6 protein-coding genes are annotated in these 16,491 nt (G+C 34.6%); 1 reads left to right on the forward strand and 5 read right to left on the reverse strand.

Annotated elements, in window-relative coordinates; translation table 11 throughout:
* Positions 1-31 precede the first annotated feature (31 nt).
* From AABD74_RS18955 to AABD74_RS18975, 5 genes are all read right to left on the reverse strand, one after another.
* Positions 32-4,162, reverse strand: a complete 4,131-nt coding sequence (locus AABD74_RS18955; protein WP_406843942.1) for a two-component regulator propeller domain-containing protein — start codon at positions 4,160-4,162, stop codon at positions 32-34.
* Positions 4,163-4,266: 104 nt separating this feature from the next.
* A complete protein-coding gene (gene xyl3A / locus AABD74_RS18960) occupies positions 4,267-6,861 on the reverse strand; it encodes a xylan 1,4-beta-xylosidase (RefSeq protein WP_406843943.1) in 2,595 nt (864 codons plus the stop codon).
* Positions 6,862-6,902: 41 nt separating this feature from the next.
* Entirely contained in the window at positions 6,903-8,450 is a 1,548-nt protein-coding gene (locus tag AABD74_RS18965; RefSeq protein WP_406843944.1) for a glycoside hydrolase 43 family protein, read from the reverse strand.
* A 74-nt stretch (positions 8,451-8,524) separates the two neighbouring features.
* Positions 8,525-11,233: an alpha/beta hydrolase-fold protein gene (locus AABD74_RS18970; protein ID WP_406843945.1), complete on the reverse strand. Its 2,709-nt coding sequence runs from the start codon at positions 11,231-11,233 to the stop codon at positions 8,525-8,527.
* 34 nt (positions 11,234-11,267) lie between these two features.
* On the reverse strand, positions 11,268-12,911 hold the full coding sequence (locus AABD74_RS18975) for a glycoside hydrolase family 43 protein (RefSeq protein WP_406843946.1): 1,644 nt from the start codon (positions 12,909-12,911) through the stop codon (positions 11,268-11,270).
* Between the two features lie 956 nt (positions 12,912-13,867).
* On the opposite strand from AABD74_RS18975, the gene bglX reads away from it, so the two are divergent.
* On the forward strand, positions 13,868-16,147 hold the full coding sequence (gene bglX / locus AABD74_RS18980; RefSeq protein ID WP_406845646.1) for a beta-glucosidase BglX: 2,280 nt from the start codon (positions 13,868-13,870) through the stop codon (positions 16,145-16,147).
* Positions 16,148-16,491 lie beyond the last annotated feature (344 nt).

Genomic DNA, 16,491 nt, shown 5'->3' on the forward strand with positions numbered 1-16,491 from the left:
CCGTCTTTAAGTCTAATTCAAAATGAATAAATTATTTGCTGTGTGTAGGCAGCTGCCCGTATTTTTCTTTATAACATTTTGTAAAATAAGAAGGAGAACTAAAACCAACCTTAATACTGATTTCGGTTATATTGTCATTGCCCAGCTCTATTAATTCTTTTGCTTTTTCTAAACGAACATTCCGTATAAATTCATTTACAGAAACGCCTGTTAATGTTTTAATTTTCCGATACAGCTGGCTTCTGCTTAAAAATACCTTTGATGCCAGAACCTCAACACTCAATTCATATTCATTGATATTTTCATTAATATAATTCAGGACATTTTTTATGAATTTGTTATCCAGTGTTGTAGTTTTTTCTTTTGCCTTTGGAGTAATGCCGTTATAGAATTTATTAAACATAATCTGCCTGCTTTTAAGCAGCTGCACTAAACTGGACCGTAAAATATCCATATCAAATGGTTTGCTCAGATACATATCGGCACCGGAATCTATTCCTTCTAATTTATCTTTGACTAATGCTTTTGCAGACAGCATCATTAACGGAATATGACTGGTTTTTAAATCTGCTTTAATGTTTTTGCATAACTCTAAACCATTCATAACAGGCATAATTACATCGGTCAAAATCAAATCAGGCTGTTTTTGCAAAGCTGCTTCTAAGCCAATCTGACCATTTTCTGCCGTAATTACTTTATATTCTTTTTTAAGTTCATTTTTTAAATAATTCCGTAATTCTACATTATCTTCAACAATCAAAATGGTATAAACACGATCTTTATGTTCCAGATCATCTGGTGATTGAACAGTTTCTTTTTCAATAGTTGGTGTAAAACTTAGTTTTTTCTCCTTTTTAAATTCTCCCTGCAGTATTTCATTTTCATTGAAGAAATCTTTCCCAATCGGGAATATCAATTTAAAAGTGGTTCCGGCTCCTAATGCACTTTTTACTTCAATAACCCCTTTGTGCAGTTCTACAAATCCGCGAACTACTTCTAAGCCTATCCCTGTGCTTCCGTAATACGCTTTATTTAAATTGTTTACCTGATAAAAACGGTCAAAGATTCGCTTAATGTCTTTTTTATCTAATCCCGCACCGGTGTCTTCAACAATAACCGAAAAAGAAGGATTACTATAGGCAGGTTTTAGTAATGGAAAATAAATTAATTCCTCATTGATTACTACTCTTATTGTTATTTTCCCATTATCCGGAGTAACCTTAAAAGCGTTTGAAATCACATTAAAAATAATTTTCTCAAACATTTTGGGATCTACCCAATCGTTTAATGTTTTTTTATCTGATTGAAATTGCAGCTCAATTCCGCGGCTTTGCGCTTCTTCATCAAAATAGCTTACAATTTCTTTTGTAAAACCAACTACCTCTAATTGCTGTACTTTTAGCGGCATTTTATTAAACTGAAGCTGATTAAAATCCATCAGCTCGTTGATTAATCTTGAAAGCCTGTCAGAGCTTTTTTGAATTGTCTGCAGTTTATTCAAAACACCTCCTGAAAGTTCCTGCGCATTGTTCTTGAGTATATCTGCTAAAGGATTTAAAATTAAGGTAAGCGGTGTTCTAAACTCATGCGAAATGTTGGTAAAGAACTGTAATTTTTTATCATTTAATTTTTCAATCTGAGCCGCTTTTTTCTGTTCAAATTGTATTAATTGTTTTTGTTTGAACCTATTTTGATAATATTGATTTCCAAAATAAATTGCCGCCAGCACTAACAGCGAATAAAAGAGATAAGCAAATGATGTTTTCCACCAGGGCGGTAAAATTTCAATTTTTAATTCTAATGGCTTCTGGCTCCAGGCTCCGTTTTTTTCGGATGCTTTAACCTTAAAAACGTACTTGCCCGGAGCTAAGTTGGTATAAGTTGCAGAGCTTTTACTGCCCACATAATTCCACGAATCTTCAAAACCTTCTAAGTAATAAGCAAATTCATTTCTGGCGGGAAAAGAATAATTTATACCAATAAAATCAATTGTAAATACAGACTGATCATGTTTAAGTATTATTTTTTTTGTTTCTGATATTACTTTTATTAACGGCGAATTTTTTTCAAGCGGCTTTACTGATTTATTGAAAAGTTTCAGATCTGTAAAATAAATGGGAAGCTGTTTTTTGCTTTTTACCAAATTTTGAGGATTAAAACAATTTAAACCTTCGTAACCTCCAAAATACAGCATTCCGTTTTCATCTTTTAGAACAGAATTGTTGTTGAAATCATTTCCAAGCAAACCGTCGTAAGTAGAGTAATTGACTGTTGTTTTATTTTTTAAATCCAGTCTGCTGATTCCCTTTTTTCCACTTAACCAAATTCGTCCGTCATTAGATTCTATAATTGAGGCTATTGATTTTTCATGAAGCCCATTAAAATTTATATACCATTTTAGAGCATCTGTTTTTTTATTGTAGCTGAACAATCCCGCCCCGTCTGTACCAATCCAGATTTCTTTGTTTTTGGCCTGATATAAAGTATTAATAGTGTGTATGCTTTTATGATTTTTGAGCTTTTCTGACATTTTATCGCGTAAAGAAGTCACAGAGAAAGTAACAAAATCCTTTGTACTGACTTTGTATAAACCCGTTGTTGAACCAACCCAAACAGCATCATCTGAATCTACCATTACTTTTCTAATGTCTAAATTCACCATTCCATTGGCATAAAATGGTTTCTGATTGCAATGATGAAAACGACCATCTGACGGAGTATAATAGTGTAGTCCTTTTGCAAAAGTTCCAATCCATATTACACCTCTTGAATCCTCGGCAATACTCATAATATTGTCTGAGGCTAAATCAGGAGTATTTTTTGTGTTGTAATTAATAAAGTTCCGGCTTCCTTTTTTCAAAAAAAAGATTCCCTCATTCCAGCTCGCCAGCCAGACATTTTGCTTTTTATCTATAAAAACTTTAGTAATGTTATTATTCGTTAATCCCGAATAAAATTGACTGTCAGACTTGGCAATATGTTTAAAGTTTTTGGTTTCCGGATTGTAAACATCTACGCCTCCGCCTTCCATAGAAATCCACAACTGACCTTCATGATCTTTGGCAATCCCGGTAACACAATTGGTTTGCAGTGACTGCGGATTTCCGGCTAAACTCTCAATTCCTATAATCTTATTGTTTATCCTGTCAAAAACACCTAAACCCTTATTATAATATCCCAGCCATATTCTTTTTTCTTTGTCTGCATATAACGACCAGACAGAATTAGAACCTAAACTTCGATTATTATATTTACTGTTTTCGTATTTTTTTTGAACAACACCTTCGCTGTTTACAATGATTAATCCGTCATTTTCTGTTGCGCAAAGAATAGTTTCGGGATCTACTGCCAAAATTGACATAATTCTTTTTCTGGTAATAGGATAAGTAACAGCCTGTTTTTCTTTAGAATATAAATTGGCTTTAACCAGACCTTTGTATCCGTTACCAATCCATAAGTTTTGTTTACTGTCAAAAAACATAGATATAATGGTGCCTGACAGTAATTCATTGTTTTTGGCAATTTTTACCTTTTTTACCTCATTTTTTATAGGATCAACTACTTTTAAACCAGAATTAGTTCCTAAATAAATGGTTCCTTTTTTATCCTTTACTAAACAATGGATCAAATAATTTACTGCATTTGGGGTGTCTAATTTAAGGCTTGTAATTTTCCTTGACTTCACATTCAGTTTTAGCAGGCCGTTGTTAAACGTTCCTAAAAAGAGATTGCCTTTATTGTCTTCAATGATACTTCTTACAGAAATTACAGTTTCTTTTTGGCTTTGTTTTCGAAGGTCGATATTCTCAAAAGTATCCAAATTCCGATTATAAAGACATAACCCTTCATCAGTACCTGTCCACAAGCGGTTCTGCGTATCTACATAAACAGTATAAATTAAATTGCTGTTAATAGAATTACTGCGTTTTGAGTCTTGCTCGTAACCCACATAATTTATTCCATCATATTTATATAAACCTGCACCATTTGTTCCCATCCACATAACGCCAAATTGATCTTGTGTGATGGTATAAATACCGCTTTTTGAAGTCTCTTTATCTACCAGACGAAATTGATAGTTTTCAAATGTATTTTGAGAAAACAAGCTGTTGATTATAAAAAACAAAATAGCAATGGCTCTAAAACATTTTTTTGAAGACATTATAAAATGATTATTAAATTAAAATTCAATTTTATATTGTTTTATAAAACACAATATTGGGGCTGTTTTATTTTGATAAAGAAATTTAAAATGCAATATTTAGTTTATTGAATATCCATTTTAATCATTTTTAAATCTTTAGTATCAGAACTGCTGCCATAATACACCTCGTATTCTCCAGAAGTAATATTCATTGTTCTGTTTTTAGCATCATAAAACTCAAATGAAGAAGCCGGTAAATTGATCGTTACATTTTGTTTTTCGCCCCCTTTTAGCTCAATTCTTTTAAATGCTTTTAATGTTTTTAACGGCCCGTCTGTATCATTTAATTTTCGAACATAAACCTGAACAATCTCTGTTCCGTCGCGTTTGCTGCTGTTTTTTATTGAAAATTTTAGCTGCGTATCTTCATTAGATTTTATCTTGCTCTTGCTTAAATTCCCTGCTCCAATATCGAATTTAGAGTAGCTTAAGCCAAAACCAAACGGAAACAAAACATCGGTTGTATAACGGTAAGTTCTTCCTTTCAGCGAATAATCTTCGAAGTCGCCTAATTTATCTGAGTTTTTATAAAATGAAACGGGCAGTTTTCCTGCTGGGTTATAATCTCCAAAAAGAACATCGGCCACAGCCTGACCACCAGATTCTCCCGGATACCAAGCCTGCAAGATAGCGTCGCAGCTTTCTGTTTCAGGTGTTAAAGCAATGGCAGATCCTGAACAGTTTACAAAAATTACTTTTTTACCAGCTGCTTTAAGTTCTTTTAAACATTTTCTTTGTACGGCAGGAAGTTCAATATTAGTTCGGTCGCCGCCTTTAAAACCTGGAAAGGAAACCGGCATTTCTTCTCCTTCCAGTAAAGTCGAAAGTCCGCCTGCAAAAATTACGGTATCTATGCCTTTTAATTTTTGAATCAGGGTTTTGAAATCAATATCTAACTCTTTTCCAAAATCAAATTCTAAATTAGCCTGCCAATTGTTGGATTGAGCAAAAAGAATTTCGATTTTATATTTTCTGCCTGCTTCAACTGCAAACGGAATTTTGCCGGGAACAATGCGCCAGTTGGTATATTTTGCTATAGATTTACCATCAACAAATAATTCAAAAGCTCCGGCAGCTCCGGTTTTAAAAACAAGATTTTCGGTTTCTTTCGCTGTAAATTCGGTTTCGTATTTTGCCGAAAATCCTTCTAGTTTAACTCCCGAAGCAAATTCATGCTGACCTGCAGTGGTCATTTTTATAGGATTTAAAATTTGCTGCGAAACAACACTATTCCCTTCTCTATTAGGATTGTTCCAATAGGTGGCTTTCATTCCTTTTTTCCCATCAAAGGAGAATTGATCAAAATAAGTATCCGTTACTTTATCCTCGACTAAATCGCAGGATTTATCGTATAGGACTTTATTTTCAGTAAGTTTTCCTTCAATTCCTTTTTTAATGGTAATGGTTTTATTGGGCGTTCCGTTATAATTTCCCCATAACATAGGTTCATTATCTGCATTTGGACCTATAACGGCCACTTTATTTATGCTTTTGTTTAATGGAAGTATATTGTTTTTATTTTGTAAAAGCGTCATTGATTTTTGTGCCATTTCCAGTGCTAACTGCTGATGTTCCTTACTGTTAAGCACCGTTGCCGGAATCTGAGTCCAGGGCACAATCGAGTCATCATCCATTTCGCCCAAATCAAAACGGCCAATTAAAACACGAAGCAGACTTTTATTGATTTCTTCTTCTTTAATTAAATCTTTCTCAACGGCTTCGGGCAATTTTTTAAAGGGGTATTTATCCCAGACACATTCTACATCAGTTCCTGCCAGTACGGCTTTTGATGCGGCATGTACATCATCTGATGAAACTTTATGGGTGGTATAAAAATCAGTAACTGCACCGCAATCTGAAACTACCAGATATTGAAATCCCCAATCATCTCGAAGAATACGCTGTAAAAGTCTTGTATTGCTGCAGCAAGGTTCGTCGTCTAAACGCTGGTATGCACACATTACCTGACGAACATCGGCTTCCTGAACCAATGCTTTAAATGCCGGAAGATAGGTTTCGTATAATTCACGCGGATTTACATTATTCAAATTCAATTCATGTCTGCTCCATTCAGGGCCGGAATGAACGGCAAAATGTTTCGCACAGGCCAAAAGCTTACGATATTTTGCATCAGCTGGTCCCTGAAGTCCTTTTACAACCGAAATTCCCATTCGTGAAGTAAGATAAGGATCTTCTCCATACGTTTCTTGTCCGCGCCCCCAGCGCGGGTCCCTAAAAATATTGACATTTGGCGTCCAGACTGAAAGGCTTAAAAAACGTTTATTTTCATTTCCGTTTTGAATCCATTGGTTGTATTTTGCACGGCCTTCATCAGAAACTGCATCAAATACACGAAAAACCAATTGATCGTCAAACGAAGCTGCCATCCCTATGGGTTCAGGAAAAACAGTAACATTATCATTATTAGCATAACCGTGCAATGCTTCACTCCACCAGTTAAACTTTTTGATTCCCAATCTTGGTACAGCGTCACTCTGATCGCACATTAATGCTGCTTTTTCTTCGAGCGTTAATCGGGAAATTAAATCTTCTGCACGCTTTTTAGAACTTAGCGACGGATCTTTATAAGGATATTGCTGTGCGTTTAAATTGAAAAAGCATACTAAACTTAAAAGATATAGATAATTATTTTTCATGTTTTTTCTTTTGATTAAAGATTTTACTGTTTGTTTATCATTTAATTTTTATTGTCAAGATGGAAATAATCAAAATCAACATAACCTCCTAAATCTTTCTCTGCATAATTAAAAAGGCCAAATCTATAGCCCATAAAATGAGGAAGTGTGTAGGGCATTTTTATTATGTTTCCTATAGCAATCCATTCTTTTCCATCCAGACTATAGTAAAACCTGCCCAAATCTGCTTTGTCTTTAAAATTGCATGCAGCTTTAAAATAGATTTTAGTTCCGGTGAAGGAAACGCTTTGAATTTCTTTTGAAATGCCATCTATGGTTTCAACCATGACAATTCTTTTTGATCCGTTTTCGGCTTTTATGCCTACCAGACCAAAATCTTTTTGAAGTAAAGAAAGCCCTGCAAAATCGCCTTCTTTCATTTTAGAAACTTCCAACAGAGTTATTCCTGAACATTCTGGCCCAAACGTTCTTTGTGTGAGCGTATTTTTAGCCTGTGTAAAAGTGTTTGTTTTTGAAGCTGCCTTTAATCTTAAATAGCCTTTTCTTTCTTTTACTGACCAAAATGAATTATCAGGATTGTGGTTCCACTGCCAGACTAAGGGCAGATCTTTGTCTCCTTTCTTTCTGTCAAAATCATCAGAGTTCACAATCCCCGGAATTAACCCTTTACTTTCAGGTAAATCTAAGTATTGAGGTACTTTATTATTTTCGCCCAAAATTGGCCAGCCGTCTTCCCATTTAACCGGAACAAAATAGGGAATTCGCCCTACGCCTCCGTAGTCTCTAAATAAGTACGAAAACCATTTTCCGTCAGGAGTATCGATTAACCCTCCTTGTGCGACTCCTAAATCCTGCAAGCCAATCTTTCCTTCCCACGGCCCCGTAATTTTATCGGCTCTGTGAATAAGCACTGTACGCATTCCGTCTTTTGGCCAAACAATATTAAATAGATAATATTTACCTTTTATTTTATACAATTGAGAACCTTCTGCGCCAAGCATAATAGCATTTCCTGCCGGACTGCTGGCATTTTCTATTAAAACCTGATCTAATCCGTTTTCTTTTATTCCTGATAAATCAGATTTTAATTCTTTGATAAAAAGTCTGCCATTTCCGTACACCATATAAACTCTGCCATCATCATCAAACAAGATACTGTGATCGTGATATGCCGGGCTAAAACTAATTTCTTTCCACGGTCCTTTTTCGATATCTTTTGTCGTGTATACATAAGTCTTTCCGGTAGTCTGGGCAAAAGTGGTTACATAAAATGTATTGTTGTGAAATCTAATATTACTTGCCCAAGAACCCCGCCCATAGTTGTTTTTATCATTATCCAGATTTAGTTCGTCTGTATTTCCTAAAGTATTAGAGGCATAATTTATTATTTTCCAATTAATTAAATCTTTTGATTTCATGATTGGAACGCCCGGGCTCATGTGCATCGTCGTACTGCTCATATAATAATCACTGCCAACTCTGATGATGGACAAATCAGGAACATCTGCAAAAATTACAGGGTTCTGTGCTTTTTGTGCAGCTAATGAAATCCCAAAAAACAGTAATATGCCACTTAAATATTTTTTCATATTCTTTCTAATTGAATTAAAAACGTTTACACTTTTATATTACTTTCGGAGACTTGTAATCTTCTAAAAAGATTTCAATTGAATAACAATGGGGCAAACTTAAATAAATCGTGTCTCCATACCGGCCAGGTGTGTCCGCCCGGATATTCACTATATTTGTATTTAATTCCCATCTCGTCGAATTTCTTCATCATTATTTTACAATTTTCATAAGCGATATCTTCTTTACCGCCCATTGAAATCCATAATTCTTTAATATTTGAATTAATTGTTGCTGCATTGTTTTTCATAAATTCATACTGAGGTTCTGATAAAGCCGAATTATTGGCCCACCATCCTGAACTAAATACACCAATGCTGGAAAACATATCTGAATTTTTAATCCCTGCATAAAGTGTCTGCAGTCCTCCCATCGACAAACCGGCCAATGCTCTGTTTTTAGGATCTTTTGCTGCTTTAAAATTAATTTCTACAAAAGGTACTGCCTCTGTTTTTAATTCATTTTCAAAGGTTTTAAGTGCATTTTCATTGAAGCCTGCACTTCCTGCTACATTTCCGTCAAGCATTACGATCAGCATTGGTTTTGCTTTATTTTCGGCTATTAAATTGTCTAAGATTAAATTTGCTTTACCCTGAGAAGACCATCCTGTCTGATCTTCGCCTCCTCCATGCAATAAATATAAAACCGGATATTTTTCGCTGGCATTTTCATAACCTGGCGGCGTGTAAACATACATTTCACGCCACGAATTGGTTACTTTTGAAAAGTATTGTTTGATTCTTACCTCTCCATGCGGAACGTTTTTTAAGGTATAAAAATCTCCTTCTTTATTGGGAATTTCAATGCCGCTGGCCATACGTCCCATGCCATAAAATGATTTACTTGCCGGATCAGCTACAGCGACACCATCAATAAGTAAAGAATAGTAATTAAACCCTGGATTTATGACATTAGTTGTTACAGTCCATAATCCTTCAGAATCTCTTACCATATCATATTTCTTACCTAAATCAATTTGCAATCTTGAGGCCTCCGGAGCTTTCATTTTAAAAATAACCCTGTTATCCGGTAATATTTGAGGATATTCAGCATTACGAATATTGGTCTGTGCCAGATTGCCTAAAATAGTATAGGATGCAAATTTTGACTGATCTACAGGCTTAAATAAAAACTGCGAAAACATATATAATCCATTTTTCCAGACTTTAAAATCATGTACGCCCGGTTCGATGTAATAAATATGAGGTACATTATTTTTTGATAAATAATCATGTGTACGGGTACTGTTTTCTATAAGCCAGTCTTTATCGCCGCATGAAATCCAAAGCAGTTTGAGTTTCTTTTTTGCTTCTTCGGGATTAGGCAGTAAATCTTGCGGCATCTTCGTATTTGGCGCTGCCGAAAATGCCCCCACCCAGTCAAACTTATCTAAGTTCCCTAATCCGAAATTCAAAGACTGTCCGCCTCCCATAGATAATCCGGCAATTGCACGGTGTTCCCTGTCTTTTAAAACCGGATATTTTTTTTCAATAAATGGAATTAAATCATGTAGAAGATCTTGTTCAAAAACGCTGAAGGCTTTTACCTTTTCAGGGTCCATTATATTTCCAGCAGCACTGTCATCTTTCATTGCCCTTCCATTTGGCATAACTACAATCATGGGTTCAATTTTTCCTTCGGCGTAAAGATTATCTAATATAACCTGCGGATTTCCTCCATTCAGCCATTCTTTTTCATCGCCTCCTATTCCGTGTAAAAGATACAGCACAGGATACTTTTTCTTTTTGTTGAAACCAGGCGGTGTATAAACAGTTGCTTTTCTAACGGAACCTACCGTTTTAGATTCGTAAGTTACGGTTTCGATTTTTCCTTGTTTTGCATTTGGGTCAGCCACATCAAATCCAAGTGGAGCCTGCACTATAAAAGGTTCTTTGCCATTAGATAATGCATAACCGGATAACGATAACATTTTTTCGGCGTAACGTCGGCCTAATTCTCTGTAACCATCAACATTAAAATGCAGAAAATCAGGTTCAGCCTTACATCCTTTTGAAGAAATAACATAGGCGTTTGGTATAACCTGAGGCAGTTTTGCAATAATCTTGTTCATACTGCTGCATTTACCGTTCTGATCTTCATTTACGGTTTCTCCAGAAAGTAACGGTACTTTTTTAGGATCAAGATTTAAGTCTTTTATTAAATTATCATATACAATTTTCACTTTTTGAGGCCAAAGCGTATCGCCTGTATTCGATTCTCCCTGATGCAATAAAATGCCTTTTATGACGCCTTTTTGCTGCGCAATTTTTGCCATTGCTACTAATCTTGCGTATGGATTTCCATCATATTCTTTTACAATGTTTTTTAGCCAGTCTGGAGAACCTGCAACATAAGTTTCGAAATTATTTTTATCAAAAAGTTCTATCTTACAGCCTCCAACAGCAACATTTATAACACCTATTTTTATTTTTTCAGGAAGATTGGATACCATTGTTCTTCCAAAATAATCTATTGGAGTAAGTCCTGTTGTACATCTGCACAAAGGCGGGACTGCTGTGTACCATTTTCCCATTTCACGTCCCATTTCAGGACAGTTAACTGTGGCTAAAACCTGAAAACGCGGATTTACATTTAGCTTATCCTGTGGTTCAATTTTAGCATAACCTTCCATATTGGATTGTCCTAAACTCAAATAAACATGAAAATCTGAGTCTTGTGAATACCCTTTCTGTACTATTAAAAAAAGAATTACGAATTTTAAAAACCTAATTATTGATTTCATTTGTTTTTGGTTTGAAGATTTAAAAAATGAACAACTATTGTGGATGAGCATCATTGGCAGCGGTAACATATAAACCTATCAACGCTCCGGTAAAACCTCCGGCGATATTGGTTGAAAGAATATCTCCGGAAACTGGCCCGCCTAAGTTTTCAAAATTAACGCCATTGACAGCATAACTAAATTCATAATTGTCTCCTTTGGCTTTTACCTGCAATCGTAATGAATTTGTTATTTTGATTTTAGAACTTGCTATAATTTTTGACTGTCCTTTTTCTGTTCTTTCTAATAAAATAAAAGTATCATTTCCTTTTTTTGTGATTCCAAATACATAATTAGAGCGCTCATTCTGAAGACAGGCAATACCTGCCAAATCTTTATCTGACTGCGGTTTGTAATCAACGGTGGCAGTAAATGAAAATGTGTTGTGCTGCTGTCTGTAAAAAAGTGTAGAAGTGGGTTTAACTTCTTTAATATTTACTTCAAATGGTGTTATTTCTAAGCCTTTTTTACTTAATGAAATAAAATTTTCCCGAGGCCCCCGCAATCCTATCCATCTGTAATCTAATTTTTTAGAGGTAAAATTTTCGGTAAAAGTGAAATTTCCGTTCGGAAAAAAACCGTCTTTTCCTGTTTTATTTGTAACTCCTGCAGGCATTTTTAATTTGGGCTGCAGGGGAATTAATCCGTTTTCAAAAACAGGAAAATCACCAGACCAGTCTACAGGCAGTATAAAAGTTTCTCTTCCTGTGTTTACCCTGTCTTGATTATTAGGACGAATCCCTAAAAAAACGCCATAGTATTTATTTTCCGGCCCCTGAATTAAATCAGCATGACCCGCCCAATCTACTTTGCTGCCTCTGTCTTTTGGAAAATAACGCTGTGTAAGTATTGGATTATTTGATGCCGGTTTGAAAGGCCCTTTAGGATTATCACTTACAAAAATAACTTCACTGTGATTGTCTCCTGTTCCGCCTTCAGCACACATCAAATAATATTTTCCGTTTTTTTTATACAAATGCGGGGCTTCAATCCAGATCGGTATTTTAGAAAGATCAACGCCTCCGTCTACAATAATTTTATCGGTGCCGGGAATTACTTTATCTGTATTGAGATCATACTCCCAAATTTTTATTACACGATGTCCTTCATACAATTGTTTTCCTTTATCAGGCGCATCATTATGAACAATATAACCTTTGCCGTTGTCATCAAAAAATATAGAAGGATCAATGCCCCCAAAATCTAATTTTATAGGACTTCCCCAGCCTTTCACAGGATCTTTAGTCTTCACAATAATATTTCCCAGCCCGCCAGAAAATGCTGTTACAATCATATAAAAGGTATCATTATGGGAATTATAAGTAATCCCGGGAGCATAAACGCCTTCACTAATTCCTGTATCATGCGGATTAAACTCTGCAGCATTATTTAAAACGCCTCCCAAATCTGTCCAGTTGATTAAATCTTTAGAATGGAAAATGGGTACACCGGGAAACATAGCAAATGAAGAACAGACCATGTAGTAATCATCGCCTTTTTTTGTAATGGCAGGATCAGGATAACAGCCTTGTAAAATTGGCGTATAAAATTCATCCGGTTTTAATGGGTTGTCGTAATAAACCTGATCGTCGCCAATATAACTGACATTAGAAAAAACAGCAGTTTTTTTAGCTTGCATTTTTTTCTGGATCGCGCTTTGAGCTGTCCCTTTAAAAAAACACAAAAACAGTGCAGCTGTTAAAAAAAAGATATTTCTTTTAATCATTTTGTATACTCTTTATTTATTAGAAAATATTAAAAGCCGGGAGAATGCCTCCCGGCTTTAACTAACAAAACCAAAACCAGTATAAGGTAACTGTAATATCAACACTCATTACTATAATTAAATTTGTTATATAAGTTAAATAATGCCCGAATTTTAATAACCGCTTTTCGGCAGCTTACGATAAAAATGTTAGTCCTAAAATTGATTTAAATTAAGTCAGAAATCGACTTATTCAATAAGTGTATTTAAAACAAATATAATAAAAAACAAAACATACACAATCGGTTGTGTATTAATTTTATTAATGATATTTAAAAAAATAAAGCATAAATAATAATTAATTAAATTTTATAGCTAAAATTATAAATTATATTAAAAAAAGTATTTCCCAAAAGACGCTTCATTATCAAATATAAAATGATCCTTTAAAAATTTTAGTAAAAAAACAAAATGTACTGAAAAACATAAAAATTGAGAAAAAATAAATAAAAAAATATTTTTAAATAAGTTATTTCGTATAATTTATTTAAAATTCGTGCATTTTAAAAATAGAAAGCAATATCAGCCAAAACAACAAATTCAATAAAAAATCAATTAAACAATCGGTTGTTATAAAATACTCCGGAAATTAAAATATCAAAATGCATTCTACTTATTACTGCTCTATTTTTTATTTAAAGTAAGTGAAAACATTAAATACAAAATCAGTCTCGATTTTGCTATTTTTTGTTTTTATCTCTTGTAAAGATTACAAATACATCATTTCTATCATATAATGCTTCAAATCTACTATTCTAATTATTACTTCCAAAACTACTTTTACAAGCTTGTATTGAAAAACTATCTAGTATAAAACCAAAAACACAATGATGAAAAAACAAATTAAAAGATATGCATTTTTACTGCTGATCGTTTATGGAAGCGGTTACGCCCAAACAAAAAAACATCTTGGTACCAGTAAACCAATAGAAGACCGCATTACACTTTTGATGAAAGAAATGACATTAGAAGAAAAGGTTGGACAAATGAATCAATACAACGGTTCATGGGATGTCACCGGGCCAAAACCGGAATCTGGTTCTAATGAAGAAAAATACAACAATATAAAAAAAGGATGGGTAGGCTCTATGCTGACCGTAAGAGGTGTTAAAGAAATTAGAGCAGTACAAAAAATCGCTGTTGAGGAAACCCGTCTTGGGATTCCGTTAATTTTTGGTTTTGATGTAATACACGGTTACAAAACCCTCAGCCCTATTCCATTGGCAGAAGCCGCAAGCTGGGATTTAGAAGCCATTAAAAATTCGGCACGAGTGGCTGCTCTTGAAGCCTCTGCTTCTGGATTGAACTGGACTTTTGCACCAAATGTTGATATAGTCAATGATGCACGATGGGGAAGAGTTATGGAAGGCGCTGGCGAAGATCCTTATTTGGGAAGCAAAATTGCTGCGGCAAGAGTTAAAGGTTTTCAGGGTGAAAATTTCGACAATACCTCAGTTATAGCTTGCGCGAAGCATTTTGCTGCTTATGGCTTTGTAGAAGCTGGCCGAGAATATAACAGCGTTGATATGAGTAATTCAAAGCTATACAATACGGTATTACCGCCTTTTAAAGCAGCTGTCGATGCAGGGATTCGTACTTTTATGAATTCGTTTAATACTCTAAATGGAGTTCCTGCAACCGGAAACAGTTTTTTGCAGAGAGATATTTTAAAAGGAGCCTGGGGATTTAAAGGCTTTGTTGTTTCAGACTGGGCTTCTATAGGCGAAATGATTACACATGGTTACGCGGCTAATGCAGCCGATGCAGCTAAAAAAGCAGCCATAGCAGGTTCTGACATGGATATGGAATCAAATGTATATGTGACTGAATTAGTTCAATTAGTAAAAAAAGGGTTGCTCAAAGAAAGTGTGATTGATGATGCTGTACGCAGAATTCTTCGCGTAAAATTTGAATTAGGTTTGTTTGACAACCCTTATAAATATTGTGATGAAGCTCGTGAAAAAGCAAACATTGGCAGTAAAGCAAATAATGATGACGTTCTGGACATGGCCAAAAAATCTATTGTTTTGCTGAAGAATGATAAAAATCTTCTGCCTTTGAAAAAAACAGGTACTAAAATCGCTTTAATTGGTGCTTTGGCAAATGATAAAAACAGTCCGCTGGGAAGCTGGAGAATTGCTGCCGAAGACAATACCGCAGTATCAGTTTTGGAAGGAATGCAGCAATATAAAGACAACTCATTAGTTTATGAAAAAGGAACGGATGTCGCTGTAAACAAACAATCATTTTTAGACGAAGTAAAAGTTAATACAACTGATTTTTCTGGATTTGAAGCTGCAAAAACAGCTGCAAAAAATGCCGAAGTTGTCGTTATAGTTTTGGGTGAAATTGGTTTTCAAAGCGGTGAAGCCCGCAGCAGAACTGAATTAAGCTTACCGGGAAATCAACAGCAATTGTTAGAGGAAGTTTATAAAGTAAATTCTAATATTGTCTTGGTTTTAAATAATGGGCGTCCGTTAACGTTCCCTTGGGCAGCAGAGCATATTCCTGCTATTGTCGAAGCGTGGCAGTTAGGAACCCAAACCGGAAATGCAGTTGCACAGGTTTTATATGGAGATTATAACCCAAGTGGTAAACTGCCAATGTCTTTTCCAAGAAATGTAGGCCAATGTCCTATTTATTACAATTTGTATAATACCGGAAGGCCGACTGATAAAGACCAAAATGTTTTTTGGTCACATTATTCAGATGTAGAAAAAACACCTTTATATCCTTTTGGCTACGGATTAAGCTATACTTCTTTTGCCTATAAAAATTTAAAAATAGCAAAACCTTCTTTTCAAAAAGGAGAAAAAATTGAAATTTCTGTTGACGTTACCAACACAGGAAACTTTGACGGAAAAGAAATCGTTCAATTGTATATAAATGATCCCGCTGCAAGTATTGTAAGGCCTGTTAAAGAATTAAAAGGTTTTGAGCTTATCGAATTAAAAAAAGGAGAAACAAAAACAGTACATTTTACCTTAACAGATAAGGAAATAGGTTTTTATGACAACGATGGCAAATTTTTAGTAGAACCGGGCATATTCAATGTTATGGTGGGCTGGAATTCAAATGAAGGACTTACGACTAAGTTTGAGCTAAAATAAAGTATTTCAAGAAAAAAAATTAAACACATAGAAACATAGGTTTATTATTTGTGAGGAAAGAAGTTAAAAAGAAACTCGTTTCTCACACATAGCTATGTGTATTAAAACTAAGTGAAACACCTTTTTTTAAGTAAACAAAAGCTATGTTTCTATGTGTTAAAAAAACTACTCCAGCAGGTTAATATATTTTTTTTTACAATTTTATATCCTGAGTACGATAATTCCTTATAAGGTTATTAATTGTACTCAGGATTTTGGCAATATGCCAAATTTGGACAAAAAAAATTAAGTGTTTTATTTACTTTTATTAATATTGCTTCAAATATTCTCAAAAAGAATCAATT

The organism is Flavobacterium soyae (genome assembly GCF_045348165.1).
Taxonomy (GTDB): Bacteria; Bacteroidota; Bacteroidia; order Flavobacteriales; family Flavobacteriaceae; genus Flavobacterium; species Flavobacterium soyae.